Below are 21,504 nucleotides of genomic sequence, written 5' to 3'. Positions count from 1 at the left end.
TGGCGACGAGGGGACGGCTGTGGAAGGACTGTGCCTCTTTCGCTTTCTGCCCAGAGGTGCCGCCGGCCTGATCGGGCTGGCGGCATTTTTGTGCGGCGCGCCTGCGCTGGCCGGGACATGGGTGCATGACAAGGCGCAGGTCGGCGACTTTGCGCTGGCGGCGGATGGACAGGCGGCACGGATCGTCACCGACCCGGCCGATCATGACGTGGTGCGGATCGCCGCCGCGGACCTGCGCACCGACATAGAAGCGGTGACGGGCGCGCGGGAGGGTGGCGCGGCGCAGTTGTGGATAGGCACGCTGGGCCGCAATGCCGCGATCGACCGGCTGGTGGCGGCGCGGCGGATCGACGTCAGCAAGTTGAAGGGCGCGTGGGAGAGCTTCCTGATCGTGCCGGTGGAGCGGCCCGCGCCGGGCGTGGCGCGCGCGTTGCTGATCATCGGCAGCGACCGGCGCGGCACGGCCTATGGCGCTTATGAATTGTCGCGCGCGATCGGAGTGTCGCCCTGGCACTGGTGGGCAGATGTCGCGCCGCTGCACCGGGATGCACTCTATGTGGCGCGGGGCACGCGGCGCTTTGGTCCGCCATCGGTGCAATATCGCGGCATCTTCCTGAATGACGAGGATTGGGGGCTGGTCCCCTGGGCGGCGGGCGCCCATGCGCCGGGCGAGACACCCTTGGGACCAAAGACCTATCAAAAGGTCTTCGAACTGTTGTTGCGGCTGAAGGCGAATCTGTTGTGGCCCGCGATGCACAAGGTGACGGCGCCGTTCAACGCCAATCCGTCCAATGCGGCGCTGGCGGACCGCTATGCCATCGTCATGGGATCAAGCCATGCCGAGCCGATGTTGCGCAACAATGTGGGCGAATGGACCGCGCCGGCGGCGGATTTCGACTATCTGAAGAATCCCGATGGGGTGCGCCGCTACTGGGCGGAGCGGGTCGGGACCAACGCGGCCTATGAGAGCATCTGGACGCTGGGGATGCGGGGCATTCACGACAGCGGGATGGTGGGGCCGACCACGGTGGAGGAGCGGCGCGCCACGCTGGAGCGCATCTTCGCCGACCAGCGGAAGATGCTGGGCAAGGCAGGAATCGGCGACGCGCCGCAGATATTCACCCCCTATAAGGAAGTGCTGGACGTCTATCGCGCCGGGCTGAAGGTGCCGGACGATGTGACGCTGATGTGGCCGGACGATAATTTCGGCTATATCCGCCATTTCCCCGATGCGGCGGAACGCGCGCGCAAGGGCGGATCGGGCGTCTATTATCATCTGTCCTATCTGGGCGCGCCTTTATCCTATCTGTGGCTGTCGACCACGCCGCCGGCGCTGATCCGGGAGGAGATGGGCCGGGCCTGGGACAAGGGCGCGCGGCATATGTGGGTGGCCAATGTCGGCGACCTGAAGCCCGCCGAACTGGCCACCGACTATTTTCTGAGCCTGGCCTGGGATGTGGATAAGATCCGGGGACAGGCTGTGGATAAGTTTGTGGAGAAATGGGCGGCCGAGACGATCGATGCGGCACAGGCGGCGCCGATCGCGACGGTGCTGCGCGATTATCATCGGCTGAATTTCGAGCGGCGGCCCGAACATCTGCAATATTATCTGCCGGGCGAGAAGGCGCGGCCAAGCCCGCTGACGGTTCCGCAGGCAGACGAGCGGCTGGCCGCGTTCGGGGCGATGGCGGCGGAGGCGGCGCGGATCGAGAAGCTGGTGCCAGAGGCGCGGCGCGATGCCTGGTTCGAACTGGTGGGCTATCCGGTGCTGGCTTCGGCGGCGGCGAACCGGCGCTTCTTCGCGGCGGAGGCGCATGACCGGCTGCGCGACACGGATATGGCGGAAGCGACGCGGCGCGGGGCGATCGCCCATGGTGCGGACGAGGCGCTGGCGGCGCTGACCCGGCGCTATAATCGGGATGTTGCGGGCGGCAAATGGCGCGGGATGATGGCGATGGAGCCAGCCGACGGGCAATGGCGCAGCTATCGGCTGACGCCGCCGATCCTGCCACCGGGTGATGCGGTTGCGCCGGTGGCCGCGCCGAAGGCGTTCGCTAAAGAGACGGCGAAGGAGACAGTTGTTGCGCCGCGCGATTTTGTAGCGGGGGCAGGCTGGCGACTGGTTGACGGGCTGGGGCGGCAGGGTTCTTTGCTGGCGACGACCGGCAAGGGCGGGAGCGCGACAGCGAGCGTCACCCTGCCCGCCGGGCGATGGCGGATGGTGGTGGACCTGCTGCCCGCCTATGCCGACCGGGATGGCGATCCGCTGCGGCTGATGCTGCATATCGACGGGCGGGTGCAGATGCTGGAGGCGGCGCGGGAAACCGGCAATCGCGACTGGGCGATGGGGGTGCTGGACAATCGGCTGAGCCTGACCCTGCCGGAAGACGTGGCGGGCGGACAGCATCTGGTGGGGTTGGATGCGCAGGACAGCGGAGTGAGGGTCGAGGCGATCCGCTTCCTGCCTGTGGACGCCGATCCCACCTTGCATTAATTTCATATTGCGTGATAGAAGTCCACTATGTGGCATTTAATGCCGTGCCGGACGATAAGAATCGCAGGCGCATTCCAAGGCGAGGATGAGATAGCACGTGTCTGAAACCACCCGACCGGTCCGCCTGCAAAATTATCTCGCTTATGGCTCCAACGATGTGCTGGGCGCCGGATCTATGGCGGTCATTTCGGGCTGGGTGCTGATCTTCTACACCCAATTTTGCGGGCTGAGCGCGGGACAGGCGGCGACGATCTTTGCCGTGGCGCGCATCCTGGACGCCTTCGCCTCACCCATGATCGGCTATATTTCCGATCATTTCGGCTCGACCTGGCTGGGGCGGAAATTCGGGCGGCGGCGCTTCTTCATTCTGGCCGCCATTCCCCTGTTGCCCAGCTTCGCGCTGATGTGGCTGCCGGGTCAGGGATTTTGGTATTATCTCGTCAGCTATGTGCTGTTCGAGCTGGTCTATGCGATGGAGATCATCCCGTTCGAGACGCTGGCGGCGGAAATGTCGAGCGACTATCGCACCAAGGCGAAATTCGCCGGGTCGCGCATATTGTTCGGACAGGCATCGGCCATCCTCGCCGGTTTCCTGCCGCTATGGCTGATCAATGCGCTGGGCCGGGACAGCGCCGACACCTTCTTCTATATGGGGATGATCTTCGCGGCCCTGTTCATGGTGACGGCCGGGCTGCTCTATCTGTTCAGCTGGGAACGGCATATGCCCGGCGCGCTGGAGGCGGTGCCCGCGCGGGCCGAAGCCGGCGGGGCCGGGCAGGCGCTGAAGGCGCTCTATCGCAATCTCTTTTCCACCATGCGCATCCGGGCGTTCCGACTGCATCTGGGCATGTATCTGGGCGGCTATATCAGTCAGGATATCTTCAACGCGGCCTTCACATTCTTCGTTATCTTCGCGCTGGCGGGATCGACCGCGATCGCCGCCGGGCTGCTGGGCACCATGTATATCGTCCAGTTCGTGGCGGTGATCATCGCGATCAATCTGGCGCTGCGGGCGTCGCCTTCGCGCGCTTATCAGGTCGCGGCCGCCGACTTCGCGGTCGGGGTGTTCGCGCTGCTGGCTCTGTGGCTGCTGGGCGTGCCGGCGACGTCGCCGTGGATCTGGCTGCCGATCGTGCTGGTGGGACTGGGACGCGGGGCGCTGAACTATATTCCCTGGGCGACCTATAATTATATGGCCGATGTCGACGAGATCGTGACCGGCCAGCGGCGCGAGGGCAGCTTTGCCGGGGTGATGACCTTCGTGCGCAAGGCGACACAGGCGGCGGCCGTGGCGGGCGTGGGCTTCATCATGCAGGCTGGCGGATTCCTGTCCGGCGCGCCGGTGCAGAGCGATGGCGCGATCCTGACCATGGCCCTGCTGCTGGGGGTCGGCACGGTCGGGTGCCTGATGTTCGGCATCCTGGTGTCCCGACGCTTTCGCCTCAGCCCGGCGACCCACGAGATATTGATGCGCGAGATCGAGCATCTGCGCAGTGGCGCGCGCACCCCCAGTTCGGCGGGCGCGGCCCATGTGGTCGAGGATCTGTCAGGCTGGCGCTATGACCGGTTGTGGGGCAACAACCCGGTGGCCGGATCGGCGGCGCAATGAGGGAGACGGGCGTGATGCGGACTATGGCGGGACCGGTGGTGATGCTGTTGGCGCTGGCCGCTGCGCCGGTGCAGGCGGAAGGCTGGTCGCGTAGCTGGATGGCGGCGCCGCTGGCATCGAAGGCGCCGGTCGACAAGCGGCCTGACCTCAAGGACCGCACGCTGCGGCAGGTGGTGCGGATCAGCAGCGGCGGGACGCGCATCCGGCTGCGCCTGTCGAACGAAATGTCGACCCAGCCGCTGCTGCTGGGCGCGGTGCATGTCGCGCTGGCGGGCGAGGATGGCGCGATCCTGCCGGGGTCGGACCATGTCGTGACCTTCAACGGGGCGCAGGGCGCGACCGTGCCGACGCGCGCGCCGATGCTGAGCGATCCGATCGCCATGCCGGTGAAGCCGCTGACCCGCCTGACCATCAGCATCCACCTGCCGCAAGGCGCGCCGGATGCGACGGTGCACAGCTATTCCGCCGCGACCGGCTGGACCGCGCCGGGCGACCAGAGCGGGGCGACCAGCCTGAACGCGCCGACGATCATCGGCCCGCGCATCATATTGTCGGGTGTCGAGGTGGATAATCGCAAGGCCGGGACGACCATCGTCACGCTGGGCGATTCGATCACCGATGGCGTGCGAGCAACGCCTGACAGCAACCGGCGCTGGCCGGACCTGCTGGCGGAGCGTTTGCAAAAGGCCGGACGGCGATCCGTGGGGGTGGCCAATGCCGGGATCAGTGCCAACCGGCTGCTGTCCGAAGGCGATGGGAACAACGCCCTCGCCCGATACGACAGCGATGTGCTGGCGGTGCCGGGCGTGACCCATGTGGTGATATTGGAGGGCGTCAATGACATTGGCAGCGCCTTTGCCCAGCAACGGCCGATCCCGACGCGCGACGAGCTGATCGGCGCCTATCGCCAGATGATCGCGCGGGCGCATGATCGGGGCGTGAAGGTGATATTGGCGACGATCCTGCCCTATAAGGGGGCCGGTTACTGGAGCGAACAGGGCGAGGCGGTGCGGATCGCGGTCAATGACTGGATCCGCAGCACCAAGGAAGCCGATGGCCATGTCGATCTGGCGAAGGCGGTGGCCGATCCGGCCGATCCGGCGCGCATGGCCAAGCCCTATGATGTGGGGGATGCGCTGCATCCCAATGATGCGGGTTTCCGCATGATGGCCGATGCGGTCGACCTGGGGCTGCTGCGATGATCACGGCGCTGCTGATGATGGCGGCAGCGGCCGGTGGCCCGATCGCGCCCAAGCCGCTGTTCCGCGATCCGGTGCATGACGGGGCGGCCGACGCCTCCACCGTGCGGGATCGCAAGACGGGCGAATGGGTGATGTTCTACACCAACCGGCGCGCCGATTTGCCGATGGACGATGCCAAGGATGTGCGCTGGGTGCATGGCACCGCGATCGGCGTGGCGCAGTCGAAGGATGGCGCGCACTGGTCTTATGGCAGGACGGCCGATATTCCCAAGACCTGCACCGGCGAGACGCTGTGGGCGCCCGAAGTGCAGTGGCTGGCGGGCCAATGGCATATGTGGCTGACGGTGGTGCCGGGCATCTATCGCGACTGGAACGCGCCGCGCTTCATCGTTCATCTGACCAGCCCGGACCTGAAACAATGGACCTGTGGCGCGCGGCTGGAGCTGGGGTCCGACCGGGTGATCGACGCGAGCGTGCTGGCGCTGCCTAAAGGTGGGTATCGCCTGTTCTTCAACGATGAGCAGCAGAATAAGGCGATCGTCACCGCCGACAGCCCGGACCTGATCCACTGGACGGTCGGACAACGGCTGACCCAGACGCCGGGCGAAGGGCCAAAGGCTTTTCGATGGAAGGGGCGATACTGGCTGATTTCCGATGCGTGGAAGGGATTGCTGGTGATGCGGTCCGACGATGGCGAACATTGGACGACGCAGCCGGGGCATATTCTTGCGACGCCGGGCTTACAGCCGACCGACCGGGCGAAGGGGCAGCATCCCGACATCATCGTGGCGGGCAAGCGCGCCTATATTCTCTATTTCGTCCATCAGGAGGGCGAGGAGGAGGCGAAAGCCAATCCCGACTGGAAGCGGCGCAGCGTACTGCAAATAGCCGAACTGACGGAGAAGGATGGCGTCATCAGCGTCGATCGCGAGACGCCGACCCATGTTCGCCTGATCCCCTGAATCACCCGATTTTCCTTGGCTGTAAAAGCGGCTAGGGAGGTGGGGATGCAGAAGAGCGACCCGAAGAAAAAGCCCCCCACGATCAAGGAGGTCGCCGCCCGCGCCGGCGTGTCGATCATGACCGCGTCGCGCGCGATCAACGGCAAGGCGCTGGTCAGCGCCAAGGCGCAGCGGGCGGTGGAACTGGCGGTCAAGGAACTGGGCTATATCCCCAATGCCTCCGCCCGGGCGCTGGCCGGCAGCGCGCAGCACCGGGTCGCCCTGTTGCACAGCAACAGCACGACTTCGGCCTATCTGGGCGAATTGTTGCTGGGGGCGCTGAGCGAAGCGCCGCAACGGCACCTGCATCTGGTGGTCGAGCAATGCGCGCCGGGCGCCTTCGCGCAGGAAATCGTCGATCAGGTCGCCCATGGCCATGTGGCGGGCGTGATCCTGCCGCCGCCGCTGTGCGACTGGGCGGAACTGATCGAGGGGCTGCGGGCGCGCGACATCGCCATCGTCGCGATCGCGCCGGACCATGACGGGCCGGACATGCTGACCGTGGGCACCGACGACCGCCATGCCGCCTATGATTTGACCAGGCACCTGATCGAGCTGGGGCATCAGCGGATCGGTTTCATCGAGGGCAATCCCCGCCACCGGTCGAGCGCGCGGCGATTGCAGGGGTTTCGCGACGCGCTGATTCACCATGGGCTGGAACTGGACGCGCAGCTGATCGTGCCGGGCGACTATAGCTATCGGTCGGGGCTGGATGCGGCGGAGCAATTGATGGGGCTGGAGGCGCGGCCGACCGCCATCTTCGCCTGCAATGACGATATGGCCGCGGCCGCGATCACCGTCGCGCATCAGCGCAAGATCAACGTGCCGGCGGAAATCAGCATTTGCGGCTTTGACGATACGCCGCTGGCCGCCGCGATCTGGCCGGCGCTGACCACCATCCGCCAGCCGATCCGCGACATGAGCCGGGAGGCGATCGGCCTGCTGGCGATGCGGTTCCGCAACCGGGAGGATGGCGCGGGCGACATTATCGGCAAGGTGAAGCTGGATTATCAGCTGATCCGTCGCCAGTCGGACGCGGTGCCGGCGCGGCATTGAGCGTCTAGAGAAATCCCACCTGCCGTAACCAGGCTTCGCACAGGCGGGGCCAGAGCGATACCGGCAGGTCCGGCGTATCGAGCGCGAAGCCGTGCGGGGCGTCGGCGAAGATGTGGAGTTCGGGGCTGGCCCCTGCGGCTTTCAGGGCATCGTGCAGGCGATGGGCGTTGGCCACCGGCACGACCGGGTCATTGCCGGCATAGGCGATGAAAGTTGGCGGCGGGGCGGGCAGAAGCTGGGCGTCGGGCTGGAGCGCATCATAGAGGGCCTGCTTTTCCAGCGGTGGCAGCGGCGGTTTGTCCGGGATGATCGTCCGCCCCTTCGCATTGGTGGAGATGGGGGCATAGCCCACGACCAGCACGTCCGGGCACCGTGGCTGTGCGTGGCCCCATGCCGCCGGATAATCGGCGATCAGGCAGGCGGCGAGATGACCGCCCGAGGACAGGCCGACCACGCCGACGCCTGCTTCGCCAAGGCCGCTGGCGCGGATCATCGCCATCGCCGCCAGCGCATCGTCCAGCGGAGCGGAGGGCCCGGTGCCTTTATGGGGGAAGCGGTGGATCAGGACAAAGGCGTGATAGCCGAGCGCGGTCAGCCAGCGGGCGACCTGCACCCCCTCCCGCCCCGCCATCAGCGCGGTATAGCCGCCGCCGCCGAGAATCAGCATGGCGCGCCCATTGGGCGTCTCGGGGGCGTAGCCGAGCAGGACCGGGCGATCGACGGCGGTGACGACGGCCTGTTCGGGCAAGGCCGCCGCATCCTCCAGCGTGAAGGCGCCCGTTGGCGCGCCATGCAGCGGCCAGACCAGATCAGCAGCCAGCATCTTTTGTCTCCATAGGGCAGCCATGGGTGGGATAGGCCTCGCCATCCAGCTCGACCGCTTCGCGCATGACTTCCAGCCGGTCGCCCGCGTCGCGCATCTCGTAGAATTTCGCCAGCGCACGCTTGAACGGGCGATGCAGCACCAGCATCAGCCGCCCGTCGAAGGTGCGGAAGAGCATGCCATGGCCGCTATCCTGCTCGACCAGCGGGCCAAGCTGTTCCCAGGGGCCGGCCAGTGTCCCGCTCTTCGAGCGCGCCTGCGCCTGAACATAGCCGCCCTTGCCCCAGCTGGACCAGAGCATCAGCAGGGTGCCGGTCTTGGTGCGGAAGAGTTCGGGGCCGTCGGTGACATAGCCGGTTTCGCCTTCGGGCTGTTTCTGGCCGATGACCCAGTCGGCTTCATTGGCGCGGAACAGCAATTGCGGCGGACCGGCGGGCGAGAGATCGTCCTTGAGCGGAAGTGCTTCGATCGTGCCGACACCCATCTGCATCCATTCATGGGCATAGACCATCCATGGCTTGCCCGCAGGATCGACATGCAGGGTGCCGTCGAGGGTCATGTCGCCGGGCGGGGTGACGGGGTCGCCGCTGTGGATCAATGTGTAGGGGCCATCGACCCGATCGGCCACCGCCAGCAGGGTCGCGCGGCGGTAGAGCGGGCGCTTGCCGGTGGCGGTGATCAGCGCCTTGTCATTGTGGAAGGTCGCGAACAGATACCAGCGGCCCTTCCACTGCTGGACTTCGGGCGCCCAGCCGCCCTCATTGGCCCAACTGGATTCGGGCAAGGCGAAGACCAGCTTTGGTTTGCGCCAATGGGCAAGGTCGGTGCTGGCATAGGCCATGATGCCAAGCCGCTGGTCGCCGGTGACGGCCGGGTCGTTCTTCGAGAAGAGCCAGTAGGTCTTCGCGCTTTCCTCCGCGACGATCCAGGGATCGTGGATGCGCAGATGCGATGTCAGCAAGGGCGCTTGCGTCGCCCCGGCCGGGACTGTCCATGCCAGCAGCAGGGCGAGCAGAAGGCGGCGCATCACACCGCCAGCCGGTTGCCATAGCCGATGATGATGGTGGCGAAGACCAGAAGGCCGACGCCGGTCCACACCATGCGGCGGACGGCCGGGGCGGCATCCTTCCACTCGCGGAAGGCGAAGCCCCAGAGGGTGCCGAAGATGATGATCGATGCCATGTGGAGCGTCCAGCTGGAAAAGCCGAAACGGCCCATCTGGCTTTCGCCCATCGTGTAGAAGAAGAACTGGAAATACCAGGCGGTGCCGGCGAGCGCGCAGAGCAGGAAGTTGGGCAGCAATTTCGGGCGCTGGCCCGATGCGTCGGGCGCGCCGATCCACTGGCCGGCCGACCGGTTCTTCACGATCAGCCAGGCGCACCAGAGCGCGTTGGTGATGAGGCCGCCGAACATGACGATGCACAAGGTGGGCAGGCCGACCCAGAGCGGCCCGGTGCCCGCCGCGCGGCTGAGTTCGTTGACCGGCTGTCCCGCCGCCAGACCGAAGGCGAAGCAGGAGGACATGATGCCGGAAAAGATGGCGACGGCGATGCCCTTCCTGAAATCGAACTCGGCGACGGCAGCGGCCTTTTGCTGCGGGGAGAGCGCTTCATCCTTGCGCGCGCCGGCCATGGCCACGACGATGATGCCCAGCAGGGTGACGGCAAGGCCGAGCAGCACGATCTGGCCATGGGTCGTGCCGGCAATCTCCGTCATGAAGGTGCCGTCGAAGATCGGCGGGATCAGCGTGCCGAAAACGGTGCACAGGCCCAGCACCACCGCCATGCCCAGCGACAGGCCGAGATAGCGCATGGTGAGGCCATAGGTCAGGCCGCCAAAGCCCCAGAGGAAACCGAAGAAGACGCACCAGCCGACGACGGAAGACGGCACCTGCCGCATCACGCCCATCAGGTCCTGGGTCTGGACCGAGGCGAAAAACCAGGGCGCGACCACCCAGGAGAAGATGCCGCCGGTGATCCAGAAAATCTCCCAGTTCCAGCGTTTGACGCCGCGGAAGGGGACATAGAAGCTGGCCGAGGCAAGGCCGCCCAGCCAGTGGAACAGCACGCCGAGCAGTGGATTGGCGATCATAGGTCGAGTCCCAGACGATAGAGGCGATTGGCATTGCCGGCGAAGAATGCGCGGCGGTCGGCTTCCGGAAAATCCGCGACGATGGCGTGATAGCTTTCCATGTAGCGGTCGATGGAGCCGAACAGCTTGTCGGTCGGCGTGTCGCTGGCGAAGGCGCAGCGGTCCACGCCGAACAGGTCGATGGTTTCGCGGACCAGCGGTTCGATCGTCTCGCGGGTCCAGTCGCGGCGGATGAAGCCCATGCCCGACAGCTTGACTGCGACATGGGGCAGCGCGGCGAGCGCCTTCATGCCCCGGCGCCAGTCATCGAGGCCATCGGGATCGGTCAGGACCGGCATGCCCATATGGTTGATGATGACCGGGATATCGGGATGACGGGCGATCAGCGTGGCGAGGCCCGGCATCTGGCCGGGATAGCATTGCAGGTCGAAGGACAGGCCATGTTTGGCGAGCAGGGCATAGCCGGCCTGCCATTGGGGATCGACGGTCAGGTCGGCGGGCGTGTAGCTGCGCTTCGGGTCGGCATGCCAGTTGATGATATGGCGGATGCCCTTGACGCGGGGATGGGCGGCCTGCGCGGCGAGCAGGGCATCGACATCCGGGTCATTGAGCGCGGCGAAGGCGACGAAGCCGGTGGGCAAGCCTTCGATCTGGGCGAGGCCGTCGAGCCACTGGGTTTCGCGCAGTGCGCTGTCCGCTGCGGCGCCAGCGTCGACATGGACGGCGCCCACGACATTCCAGCGGGCAAGATCGGCGCGATATTGGGCGACGCCATAATCATGGGCGATGGATTCGACGCTGCCGTTCGGCCCGTCGTCCGAAAAGGGTGCGCTGAGCCAGTCGTAGCGGATATGCTTGAGATCCCACAGATGGATATGGGCGTCGACAAAGGGGATCATGGCTATCCTCTCCAGAAACATAAAGTCCGTTCGCCCTGAGCCTGTCGAAGGGCTGGCTGAGCGAAGTCGAAGCCTTCGCCATGCTCAGGCGGGGGCTTCGACTTCGCTCAGCCCGAACGGAGGTAGGATGTTTAGCGGCGCTCCGGCTCTTTTTGGCCGGTCGCGCCGCGCAACTTTGGTTAGAAGGTGGTGCGGCCGCCCGACGTGTCGAACGTCGACGCGGTGGTGAAGCTGCATTCCTCGCTGGCCATGAAGCAGACCATGGCGGCCGATTCCTCGATCAGGCCAAGGCGGCCCATCGGGATTTTCGAGCGCATATAATCGACCTGGCTCTGGGGAAGCTGGGCCAGGATCGGGCTTTCGAAGGTGGCGGGGGTCAGCGCGTTGGCGATGACGCCCTTGCCGGCCAGTTCCTTGCCGAGACTCTTGGTGAAGCCGATCACGCCCGCCTTGCTCGCCGAATAGGCGCTGGCGTTGGGATTGCCTTCCTTGCCTGCGACCGAGGCGAGGTTGACGATCCGGCCATAGCCGTTTTCGAGCAGGAAGGGCGCGACTTCCCGGTTGCAGTAGAAGAGGCCGTTGAGGTTGATGTCGATCACCCGCTGGAAACTGTCCACCGGATAGTCCCACACCGTTGCCGTGGCGCCGGTGATGCCGGCCGAGCAGATCAGGATATCGACCTTGCCGAGGGCTGCGGCCGTTTCCTTGGCCGCTGCGGCGACGGCGGCATAGTCGCTGACGTCGAGTGCAACGACATGAGCCGCGCCGACTTCTTCCTTCGTGGCGGCGAGCGATTCGGGATTGAGATCCCAGAGCGCCACCTGACCGCCTTCGGCGACGATGCGCGCGGCGACCTGCTTGCCGAGGCCCGACGCGCCGCCGGTGATGATCGCGTTACGGCCCGCGAAACGGCCGGCATAGACGCTCATCCGAGCACCACGTCGCCGAGGTGCCGCCATTCCGACACATTCTGCGTCTGGACGCCGAGCTTTTCGATGCCCAGTTCCATGACGTCGCCGGCCTTGAGGTAAATGGCTTCTGGCTTCTTGCCTTCCCCCACGCCCGGCGGGGTGCCGGTGATCATCAGGTCGCCCGGATAGAGGGTGATATATTCGCTGACATAGGAGATGAGCTGGGCGACGTTGAAGATCATCGTCTTCGTGTTGCCGGTCTGCATCCGCTCGCCATTAACGTTCAGATACATGTCGAGATTCTGCGGATCGCCGACTTCATCGGCCGTCACCAGCCAGGGGCCGACCGGGCAGAAAGTGTCATGCCCCTTGCCCTTGCTCCACTGGGTGCCGCGCTGCTTCTGGTTGAAGCGTTCCGACACGTCGTTGACCAGGGTGTAGCCCGCGACCTTCGACAGGGCGTCCTCTTCGCTGACGAAGCGGCAGGTTTCGCCGATGACGACGCCCAGTTCGACTTCCCAGTCGCCATGGGTGCTGTTCTTGGGCAGCACGACTTCGTCGTTCGGGCCGTTGAGCGAGGACAGCGCCTTCATGAACATCATCGGTTCGGTCGGGATCGGCAGGTTCGATTCGATCGCATGATCCTCATAATTGAGGCCGATGGCGACGATCTTGCCGATGCCCTTGACCGGCACGCCGTAGCGCGGTTCGCCCTCGACGATCGGGAGCGAGGCGATATCGGCAGCCTTGGCGGCGGCGAGGCTTTCGATGGTCAGATCGGACACGATACCCGACAGGTCGCGGATATTGCCGTCGCTGTCGATGACGCCGGGCTTTTCCTGGCCACGCTGGCCGAAACGAACGAATTTCATGGAGTCAGTCTCTCTGTCAGATCAGTGGGTATAGGGGCGGTGCATTTTGATGTCGGGGTTGAGGTCGACACCGAAGCCCGGCTTGTCGAGCGCGGTCACCTTCATCCGGCCATTTTCCGGCACCGGCTCGCCCAGCAATTGCGGGTGGAACATCGGCACCACTTCCGTCGGTCCGGGGTGCATCATCAGGAACTCGGCGAAAGGCGAGTTGTGGCGGGTGATGACGAAATGATAGCTGTAGACCGACGAGCCATGCGGCACGACCATCTTGCCATGAGCGTCAGCCAGCGCGCTGATCTTGAGCAATTCGGTCACGCCGCCGCACCAGCCGACATCGGGCTGGATGATGTCGCAGCAATCCATTTCCAGCAGCATGCGGAAGCCCCAGCGGGTCGCCTCATGCTCGCCGGTAGTGACCAGCATGCCCTTGGGCACGTTGCGCTTGAGCTGTTGATAACCCCAATAATCGTCCGGGCTGATCGCTTCCTCGATCCATTTGAGGCCGAGTTCATGCGCGGCGATGGCGAGGCGGGTGGCATAGTCGACGTCGAGCGCCATCCAGCAATCCCACATCAGCCAGAAATCCTCGCCGACCTTCGAGCGCATGTCGGCCAGTTCGGCGATGTTCTTCTTGAGGCCCTCGACACCTTCGGCCGGGCCGTGATGCAGCGCCATCTTGCCGCCGATGAAGCCGAATTCCTTCGCCTTGTCGGGCCGCGCGCCGGTGGCGTAGAATTGCAGTTCGTCGCGCACCGCGCCGCCGAGCAGATGATAGACCGGCTCCTGCCGCAGCTTGCCGAGCAAGTCCCAGAGCGCCAGATCGACGCCGGAAATGGCGTTGATGACCAGGCCCTTGCGGCCATAATATTGGGTCGAGAAATACATCTGGTCCCAGATTTTCTCATAGTCGGTCGGCGCGCGGCCTTCGAGAAAGCGGGCGAGATGCTTTTCCACGATATAGGCGGCCGGTTCGCCGCCGGTGGTCACTGCGAAGCCGACAGTGCCGTCCTCCGCCTCGATCTCCACCACCAAAGTGCCCAGCACGTTGATGCCGAAGCTCTGCCGCGACTGGCGATATTCGGGATATTTCGACATGGGCGTGGCGATATGGTCGTCGATCCAGTGGCCTTCGCCCTGGTCATGATAGTCGGCACCACCGCCGCGCACGGTGAAAGCGCGGACATGCTTGATCTTCGGCAACGTCACGATCGGCACGCGAAAACTCCCCGGATCACGCCAGACGTCCAAAATATGGGACGATCTGACCAAAACTTCCAACATATGGCCAAAATGGGCATAAAGCCGGGTGACGGGGAGATTGGACCGATCCGAAGAATCATGTCCGGCCTCTCCTTGACCCTTGTTTTTCTCATTTTGTGGGATAGAGTATTAGAAGATGATACAGAATGCGTCAAACCCGGAATCGGGAGAGCGAGAGGAAAAGTCGAAAGTGCAGGGATCGCAGACCCTGCAACGCGGACTGGACCTGCTCGATCAGGTCATCGACGGGCCGATCAAGCTCGCCGACCTGTCGGCGCGCATGGGGCTGACGCGATCGACCACGCATCGGCTGGCCAATGCGCTGGTGGAGCGCGGTTTCCTGATCTTCCTGCCGCGTGAGGGCTATCAGTTGGGCCCCAAGCTGTTGCAGCTGGGGTTTCTGGCGCAGAGTCAGGCGGACGTGGTGCAGATCGCCCGGCCGCATCTCGAAGCGCTGGCGATGCTAAGCGAGGATACGGTGCATTTGGGCCGGCTGGATGGCGATCAGGCGCTGTATCTGGACAAGATCGCCGGCCGCCGCCGCGTCGACATTTCCAGCCGGATCGGCGACCGGCATCCGCTGACATCGACGGGGCTGGGCAAGGCGCTGATGCTGGACGATCCGGAAGCGAAATGGACCCGCCTGCTCGAGGCCGAGTGCGAGGCAGGCACTCATAATGCCGACAGCGCCACATGGCTGGAGCGGATGCACGGCTATGTGCGCGACGGCCGATCCTTCGACCTGGAGGAGAATGAGGACCAGATTCGCTGTGTTGCGGCGCCTGTGCGCGATGCGTCCGGCGCGATCGTCGCCGCCATCAGCCTGTCGAGCGCGGCGCAATATATGGATGACGAGCGCATGGCCGCCCTGAGCGGCGAGGTGCGCGATACCGCACAGAAGATCAGCGCGGATCTGGGCTGGACCCCGGCCGTGAAACCATCCCGCCGCCCCGCGCGGCGATAAACTCAAGGAAGAGCGATCCCATGAAGCTGCTTGAAGGCAAGACCGTCCTCGTCACCGGCGCATCCACCGGCATCGGCCGTGCCGCCGCCATCGGCGCGGCGCAGCATGGCGCCGATGTCGCGATCAATTATGCCCATAGCGACGGCCCGGCGCAGAGCTGCGTTGCGGAGATCGAGGCGCTGGGCCAGCGGGCGATCGCGGTGAAGGGCGATGTCGCCGACCCGCAGACCGCGCAGGACTTCGTCGCCAAGGCGGTCGAGGCGTTCGGCAAGGTCGACGTGATGGTCAGCAATGCCGGCATCTGCCCGTTCCACGCCTTCCTCGACATGCCGGTCGATGTGGTGGAGCGGACCTTCAAGGTGAACCTGCATGGCGCCTATTTCATGGTGCAGGCGGCCGCGCAGCAGATGGTGAAACAGGGGCATGGCGGGTCGATCGTGGCGGTATCCTCCATTTCCGCGCTGGTCGGCGGGGAATATCAGACGCATTACACCCCGACCAAGGCCGGGGTGCATTCGCTGATGCAGTCCACGGCGATCGCGCTGGGCAAACATGGCATTCGCTGCAACAGCGTGCTGCCCGGCACCATCCTGACCGAAATCAACAAGGATGATCTGGCCGATGTCGAGAAGCGCCAATATATGGAAGCGCGCACGCCACTCGGCCGCCTGGGGCAGCCTGAGGATCTGGCCGGGCCGATCGTCTTCCTCGCCTCCGACATGGCCGCCTATGTCACCGGCGCGGCATTGCTGGTGGACGGTGGCATGTATGTGAATTTGCAGTAACTCTTGCAACAGCGTCATTCCCGCGCAGGCAGGAATTCCTCTCTCGCCCCTGCGCTTGTGGATAAGGCGGGAGATGGGTCCCCGCCTGCGCGGGGATGACGGACAATGGAGTGTACCGATGAGGATCGCCCGGAAGATCGCCGCTATGGCCGCAGCCTTGTTCGCTGTCACATCGGCGCATGCCACGCGGCCGGGCGACACGATCCTGATTGCCAGCGATTCCACCGCTGCCAGCTATGCGCCGGACCGCTATCCGCAGACCGGATGGGGGCAGATGCTGGCTTGCGGGTTGCAGCCGGACGTGCGGGTGATCAACCATGCGATGGGTGGGCGATCGACCCGCAGCTTTCTGGCGGAAGGGCGATGGGACAGGTTGCTGGCCGATCTGATGCCGGGCGACACGGTGCTGATCCAGTTCGGCCATAATGATCAGGCGCGGGGGAAGCCCGAACGCTGGGCGCCTGCGCAAACCGACTATCGCAATAATCTGATGCGTTTCATCTGGGATGTGCGGACGGCAGGCGGGATTCCGGTGCTGGTGACGCCGGTCGCGCGGCGCAACTTCGGCCCCGATGGCAAGGCCATCGCCGATTATCCGGCATGGTCGGGGGTGATGCGCGATCTGGCGACAACCCTGCATGTGCCGCTGATCGATCTGGAAGCGCGGTCGCGGGTCTGGCTCGACCGGGCGGGACCGGAGGCGTCGAAGGCGCTCTACCTCCATTATCGCGCGCAGGACGAGATCGCCGCCTTTCCCAAGGGGATAGAGGATAATACGCATTTCAGCGAATTGGGCGCGCGGCAGGTGGCCAATCTGGTCGCAGAAGGGCTTCGGGCGCTGGACCTGCCGGTTTCGCGGAAAATTCTGGCCGAGCGTCCGGACCTGACCCGGGCGACGCCTTTGGGGAGCACGAGATGCCGATGATCGATCGCCGCAGCCTGATCGCCGGAACGGTGGCAAGCGCCGCCATGTCCGGGCCTGTTCTGGGGCAGACTATCAGCAGCGGCGCCTTCCCCCTGCCCGCCGGGTTCGAGCGCTTCCCGATCTGGCCGGGCAAGGCGCCGGGCGGCGAGCATGTGACCGTGCAGGAAGTGGAGACGCTGCGCCGCCCGGACAGCGGGCCGGACGATGGCGCCTTCGCCCATGTGGTGACGCCGACGCTGACGCTGTTGCGCCCGACATCGGTGGGGGCCAAGCCGAATGGCGCGGCGATGTTGCTGATCCCCGGCGGTGGCTATAGCCGCGTGGCGATCGGCCATGAGGGTTACAATATCGCCCGGCGGCTGGCGGCGGCGGGCTATGCCTGTTTTTCGCTGCTCTATCGCCTGCCCGGCGATGGCTGGGCGGCGGGCGCGGAAGCGCCGTTGCAGGATGCCCAGCGGGCGTTGCGGCTGGTCCGCGCCCTCGCGCCACGCGAACATTATGATGCGAACCGGGTCGGCGTGATGGGCTTTTCAGCGGGCGGGCATCTGGCCGCATGGCTGACCAGCCGCGCGCCGATGGAAACCTATCAGCCGATCGATGCGGCCGACCGGGAGCCGATCAAAGCGGCGGTCGCGGCCTATCTCTATCCGGTGATCCAGATGGAAGGGCCGTTCGTCCATGCCGGATCGCGCACCCAGTTGCTGGGGCCGAATCCTACGGCAGAGCGGATGCGCGCTTATTCGCTGGATCAGGATGTGAGTGCGGAAACGCCGCCGGTCTTTCTGGCCCATGCGATCGACGATCCTGCGGTGCCGATCGACAATAGTCTGGCGATGCTGGCGGCACTGCGCGCGCGCCGGATTCCGGCCGAATGCCATTTGTTCGAAAATGGTGGCCATGGCTTCGGGCTGGTGGCGCCGCCCGCCGCGCCGGCGCCCTGGCCCGACCTGTTCCTCCAATTTGCGAAACGCCATATAGCATGACCAAGAGTGTCGCCCTGTTCGTTACCTGTCTGGTCGATATGATGCGGCCGCGCATCGGCTTTGCCGCGATCCGCGCATTGGAGGCGGCGGGGTGCGAGGTGGTCGTGCCGGAGGGACAGACCTGTTGCGGCCAGCCCGCGCTCAACAGCGGCGACCGGGATCATGCCATGGCGCTGGCCAAGCAGACGATCGCGGCGCTGGAACCCTATGAAGCGGTGGTCGTGCCGTCAGGCTCCTGTGCTGGAACCATCCGTTGCCATTATCCCGAGATATTCGAGCATGATCCCCTATGGCTGGCGCGGGCGCAGGCGGTGGCGGGCAAGACGTTCGAGGTCATGGCCTATCTGGACGAGGTGCTGGGATGGAAACCCGAAGGCGTGCGCGTGGACGCCAGGGCGACCTATCATGACAGTTGTTCGGGGCTGCGCGAACTGGGCATCAAGGCGCAGCCGCGCCGGTTGCTGAAGGCGATTGACGGGCTGAGCTTCGCGCCGTTGCAGGGGGAAGAGACGTGTTGCGGCTTTGGCGGCACCTTCTGCGTCAAATATCCCGCCATCTCCAACGCGATCGTCGGCGAGAAGGCGGATGCGATCGATGCGACCGGCGCGGACCTGTTGCTGGCAGGCGATCTGGGATGCCTGATGAACATGGCGGGCAAACTGAACCGCAAGGGGAGCAAGGTGCGCGCCTATCATGCGATCGAACTGATTGCCGGTATGGCGGATGGCCCGGCGATCGGGGAAGAGGCATGAGTGGGTTCAAGGATCGCGCTGACTTAGCGCTGGCCGACCGCATATTGAAGGTGGCGGTCGAGCGGACGGCCGGGACGGCGGAGGCCAAGCGGGCGGTCGCGGTCGATGCCTTCCCGGATTTCGAGGCTGCGCGGGACCGGGCGGCGGCGATCAAGGATCATGTCGTCGCGCATCTGGGCGCCTATCTGGAACAGTTTGAGGCGAGCGCGACCGCCGCCGGGGCGAAGGTGCATTGGGCCAGCACGGCCGACGAAGCGTGCCGGATCGTGATCGACATCTGCAAGGCGGCAGGCGCGAAGAGCGTTGCGCGGTCCAAATCGATGCTGGGCGAGGAGATCGGCCTGCCCCATGCGCTGGCCGAAGCCGGGATCGGCCGGGTCGAGACGGATCTGGCCGAACATATCATCCAACTGGCCGATGAGCGGCCGTCCCACATCATCTGGCCCGCCATGCACAAGACGCGCGAGCAGGTGTCGGCGCTGTTCAAGGCGAAGCATCGCAGCCCGCATGCGGAAGAAACGATCGCCGCCATGGCGGAAAGCGCGCGGCGGGAATTGCGCACGCAGATGCTGGGCGCGGATGTGGGCATATCGGGCGCCAATTTCCTGATCGCCGACACAGGCGCGGTCTGCACCGTCACCAATGAAGGCAATGCCGAATTGTCGCTCGTGCCACCGCGCGTGCATATCGTGACGGCGGGGATCGAGAAGATCGTGCCCAGCATGCCGCACGCCATCCATATGCTGCGGATGCTGGCGCGGTCCGCCACCGGGGCGGCGCTGACCCAATATACGACCTTCTATACCGGGCCCAAGCGGGCGGGCGACCGGGACGGGCCGGAAGAGATGCATATCGTGCTGGTCGACAATGGCCGCACGAAGATGCGCGAGGAAGGGCTGGCCGAAATGCTGCGCTGCATCCGCTGCGGCGCCTGCATGAACCATTGCGTGGTGTTTCGCCAGATTGGCGGCCATGCCTATGGCGGCACCTATCCGGGACCGATGGGCGCGGTGCTGACGCCGGTATTCGACGGGTTGAAGGAAAGTCGTGAACTGGCGAACGCCTGCACGCTCAATGGCAAATGCCAGGAAGTGTGCCCGGTGCGCATTCCGCTGCCCACCTTGTTGCGCGGCTGGCGCGAGAAGAGCTGGCGCGAGGGGCTGGAGCCGACATCGATGCGGGCGGGCCTGAGCCTGTGGGCCTGGGTCGCGACCCGGCCGCGCCTCTACCGGCTGGGGACGGGGATGGCGGTGCGGGCGATGCGGATGCTGGGGCGGAAGGGCTGGATCGACAAGTTGCCGCTGGTGGGCGGCTGGACCCGTTATCGCGACATGCCCAAGCCTGCCGCTCGCACGTTCATGGCGCAATATAAGAAGGAGCGCCGTTCGTGAGCGCCCGCGACACGATCTTCGCCCGGTTGAAGGGGGATGCGCCGAGCAAGGCGGAAGCCGATGCCCTGCTGATCGCGCCGGAGCGGCCGAGGGTGGACGAAGCGGCGCTGGAGGCCGAGTTTCTGGCGCGCCTTGCCCTGCCCAGCATCAGCGCGACCCATGACGTCATCGACGATATGGCGCAGTTGCCGGCGGCGGTCGCCCGCTATCTGGAGAGCCAGAATGAAGCGCTGACGCTGTGCATGCCGCCCGACCCGCGGCTGGTGGCCTGCGACTGGCAGGGCTTCACCCTGCACGATCGGGCGGCGCCCGACGAAGCCGCCGCCATCGCCGTCGCGCGGCGGGGCATTGCCGAAAGCGGATCGCTGATTTTCGAAACCGGCCCAACGGCGCCGATGCTGCCCAATTTCCTGGCGCTGCATCATATAGTGCTGCTGCGGGTGGACGATATCATGCCCTATCTGGAGGATGCACCCCTGCCCGGCGTGCAGCCGCGCGCCCATTACTGGATCACCGGCGTATCGGGCACCACGGATATCGAGGGCACCTATGTTCGCGGCGCCCATGGCCCGCGCTTCCTGCATGTCCTGTTGCTGCGGCAATAACAACCGCATGTAGGAACATTAGTCCACATTACGGGAAAACAGGCTTACATTCGATCCACGCTCCGGTATAAGCTGCGGCAAAAGCGGCAACGGAGACGCCTGATGTTTGAGAAGACCTATTATGCGACGCATCCCGACATGATGGAGTGCGTGTCGAACGAGGAGTTGCGGGATCGCTATCTGATCGGGGGTCTGTTCCGGGATGGCGAATGCGTGCTGAACTATACCCATGCCGAGCGGTTCGTGATCGGCGGCGTGGCGGTGGTCGATGCGCCGGTGGCGCTGCCCGCGCAGAGCGAACCGGCATCCGCTGCGGGCCATCCCTTTCTGGAGCGGCGCGAACTGGCGGTCGTCAATGTATCGGGCGTGGAAGGCACCGTTACGGTCGATGGCGAGGTCTTCACGCTGGGCAACAAGGATTGCCTCTATGTAACGATGGGCGCGAAGGAGGTGATCTTCGCTGGCGCCGGTGCGCGCTTCTATCTGGCCTCCTGCCCGGCGCATAAGGGGTTCCAGACCCGCAAGCTGGGCATTGCCGACGCCAATGCGCTGGAGCGCGGGTCGCTGGAGGAATCGAACGAGCGGACCATCTATCAACTGGTGATCCCCGGCGTGTGCGACAGCGCGCAGCTCGTGATGGGGTTGACAGTGCTCAAGCCGGGCAGCGTGTGGAACACCATGCCCCCGCATATCCATGAGCGGCGCAGCGAGATTTATTTCTATTTCGAGCTGGATGGTCCGGCCGACCGCGTCTTCCATTATATGGGGGAAGGCGAGGCGATGCGCCATATCGTCATGGCCAATGAGGAAGCGGTGATCTCGCCGCCCTGGTCGGTGCATATGGGATCGGGCACCAAGGCCTATGCCTTCATCTGGGCGAT

At 65.2% G+C, this 21,504-nt stretch carries 20 protein-coding genes; 13 read left to right on the top strand and 7 right to left on the bottom strand.

Going from position 1 to position 21,504, the window contains the following annotated elements; all coding sequences use genetic code 11:
* The first annotated feature begins 19 nt into the window (after positions 1 to 19).
* The 5 genes from BMX92_RS17660 (at position 20) to BMX92_RS17640 (ending at position 7,362) form a co-directional block, all read left to right on the top strand.
* The gene (locus BMX92_RS17660; RefSeq protein WP_256213487.1) at positions 20 to 2,494 is read left to right on the top strand and encodes a glycosyl hydrolase 115 family protein; all 2,475 of its coding nucleotides are present in this window, start codon (positions 20 to 22) and stop codon (positions 2,492 to 2,494) included.
* A gap of 97 nt (positions 2,495 to 2,591) precedes the next feature.
* Entirely contained in the window at positions 2,592 to 4,103 is a 1,512-nt protein-coding gene (locus BMX92_RS17655; RefSeq protein WP_093018916.1) for an MFS transporter, read from the top strand.
* Between the two features lie 14 nt (positions 4,104 to 4,117).
* A complete protein-coding gene (locus BMX92_RS17650) occupies positions 4,118 to 5,305 on the top strand; it encodes an SGNH/GDSL hydrolase family protein (RefSeq protein ID WP_093018914.1) in 1,188 nt (395 codons plus the stop codon).
* Entirely contained in the window at positions 5,302 to 6,267 is a 966-nt protein-coding gene (locus BMX92_RS17645; RefSeq protein WP_093018912.1) for a family 43 glycosylhydrolase, read from the top strand. The genes BMX92_RS17650 and BMX92_RS17645 overlap by 4 nt, the downstream gene beginning before the upstream one ends.
* Before the next feature lie 45 nt (positions 6,268 to 6,312).
* Entirely contained in the window at positions 6,313 to 7,362 is a 1,050-nt protein-coding gene (locus tag BMX92_RS17640; protein WP_093018910.1) for a LacI family DNA-binding transcriptional regulator, read from the top strand.
* A gap of 4 nt (positions 7,363 to 7,366) precedes the next feature.
* On the opposite strand, the gene BMX92_RS17635 is transcribed toward BMX92_RS17640, so the two are convergent.
* From BMX92_RS17635 to rhmD, 7 genes are all read right to left on the bottom strand, one after another.
* Positions 7,367 to 8,185 carry an alpha/beta hydrolase gene (locus BMX92_RS17635; RefSeq protein ID WP_093018908.1) on the bottom strand — a complete coding sequence of 273 codons (819 nt, stop codon included), beginning with the start codon at positions 8,183 to 8,185 and terminating at the stop codon, positions 7,367 to 7,369.
* The gene (locus BMX92_RS17630) at positions 8,172 to 9,212 is read right to left on the bottom strand and encodes a glycoside hydrolase family 43 protein (RefSeq protein ID WP_093018906.1); all 1,041 of its coding nucleotides are present in this window, start codon (positions 9,210 to 9,212) and stop codon (positions 8,172 to 8,174) included. Before BMX92_RS17630 ends, BMX92_RS17635 begins: the two co-directional genes overlap by 14 nt.
* Positions 9,212 to 10,276 carry an L-rhamnose/proton symporter RhaT gene (gene rhaT, locus BMX92_RS17625; RefSeq protein ID WP_093018904.1) on the bottom strand — a complete coding sequence of 355 codons (1,065 nt, stop codon included), beginning with the start codon at positions 10,274 to 10,276 and terminating at the stop codon, positions 9,212 to 9,214. Before rhaT ends, BMX92_RS17630 begins: the two co-directional genes overlap by 1 nt.
* On the bottom strand, positions 10,273 to 11,175 hold the full coding sequence (locus BMX92_RS17620; RefSeq protein WP_093018902.1) for an amidohydrolase family protein: 903 nt from the start codon (positions 11,173 to 11,175) through the stop codon (positions 10,273 to 10,275). The genes rhaT and BMX92_RS17620 overlap by 4 nt, the downstream gene beginning before the upstream one ends.
* 179 nt (positions 11,176 to 11,354) lie before the next feature.
* On the bottom strand, positions 11,355 to 12,104 hold the full coding sequence (locus BMX92_RS17615; protein ID WP_093018900.1) for an SDR family NAD(P)-dependent oxidoreductase: 750 nt from the start codon (positions 12,102 to 12,104) through the stop codon (positions 11,355 to 11,357).
* On the bottom strand, positions 12,101 to 12,958 hold the full coding sequence (locus BMX92_RS17610) for a fumarylacetoacetate hydrolase family protein (protein WP_093018898.1): 858 nt from the start codon (positions 12,956 to 12,958) through the stop codon (positions 12,101 to 12,103). Before BMX92_RS17610 ends, BMX92_RS17615 begins: the two co-directional genes overlap by 4 nt.
* Before the next feature lie 21 nt (positions 12,959 to 12,979).
* Positions 12,980 to 14,164, bottom strand: a complete 1,185-nt coding sequence (gene rhmD / locus BMX92_RS17605) for an L-rhamnonate dehydratase (protein ID WP_093019077.1) — start codon at positions 14,162 to 14,164, stop codon at positions 12,980 to 12,982.
* Between the two features lie 190 nt (positions 14,165 to 14,354).
* On the opposite strand from rhmD, the gene BMX92_RS17600 reads away from it, so the two are divergent.
* The 8 genes from BMX92_RS17600 to kduI all read left to right on the top strand — a co-directional run.
* A complete protein-coding gene (locus tag BMX92_RS17600) occupies positions 14,355 to 15,182 on the top strand; it encodes an IclR family transcriptional regulator (protein WP_093018896.1) in 828 nt (275 codons plus the stop codon).
* Between the two features lie 20 nt (positions 15,183 to 15,202).
* Positions 15,203 to 15,967, top strand: coding sequence for an SDR family NAD(P)-dependent oxidoreductase (locus BMX92_RS17595; protein WP_093018894.1), 765 nt, complete (start codon positions 15,203 to 15,205; stop codon positions 15,965 to 15,967).
* A 118-nt stretch (positions 15,968 to 16,085) separates the two neighbouring features.
* Positions 16,086 to 16,892, top strand: coding sequence for a rhamnogalacturonan acetylesterase (locus BMX92_RS17590; RefSeq protein ID WP_093018892.1), 807 nt, complete (start codon positions 16,086 to 16,088; stop codon positions 16,890 to 16,892).
* A complete protein-coding gene (locus BMX92_RS17585) occupies positions 16,883 to 17,875 on the top strand; it encodes an alpha/beta hydrolase (RefSeq protein ID WP_093018890.1) in 993 nt (330 codons plus the stop codon). The genes BMX92_RS17590 and BMX92_RS17585 overlap by 10 nt, the downstream gene beginning before the upstream one ends.
* Entirely contained in the window at positions 17,872 to 18,627 is a 756-nt protein-coding gene (locus BMX92_RS17580) for a (Fe-S)-binding protein (RefSeq protein ID WP_093018888.1), read from the top strand. Before BMX92_RS17585 ends, BMX92_RS17580 begins: the two co-directional genes overlap by 4 nt.
* Complete coding sequence (locus tag BMX92_RS17575) at positions 18,624 to 20,018, top strand: lactate utilization protein B (RefSeq protein ID WP_093018886.1); 1,395 nt, start codon at positions 18,624 to 18,626, stop codon at positions 20,016 to 20,018. The genes BMX92_RS17580 and BMX92_RS17575 overlap by 4 nt, the downstream gene beginning before the upstream one ends.
* Positions 20,015 to 20,623, top strand: coding sequence for a LutC/YkgG family protein (locus tag BMX92_RS17570; RefSeq protein WP_093018884.1), 609 nt, complete (start codon positions 20,015 to 20,017; stop codon positions 20,621 to 20,623). The genes BMX92_RS17575 and BMX92_RS17570 overlap by 4 nt, the downstream gene beginning before the upstream one ends.
* A 102-nt stretch (positions 20,624 to 20,725) precedes the next feature.
* A partial coding sequence (gene kduI, locus BMX92_RS17565) for a 5-dehydro-4-deoxy-D-glucuronate isomerase (RefSeq protein WP_093018882.1) occupies positions 20,726 to 21,504 on the top strand: 779 nt, incomplete at its 3' end.

The organism is Sphingobium sp. YR768 (assembly GCF_900111125.1).
In the GTDB taxonomy this organism is placed as follows: Bacteria; Pseudomonadota; Alphaproteobacteria; order Sphingomonadales; family Sphingomonadaceae; genus Sphingobium.
Note: the sequence above shows the minus strand (reverse complement) of the source record. Positions and strands in the feature narration are given on the sequence as shown.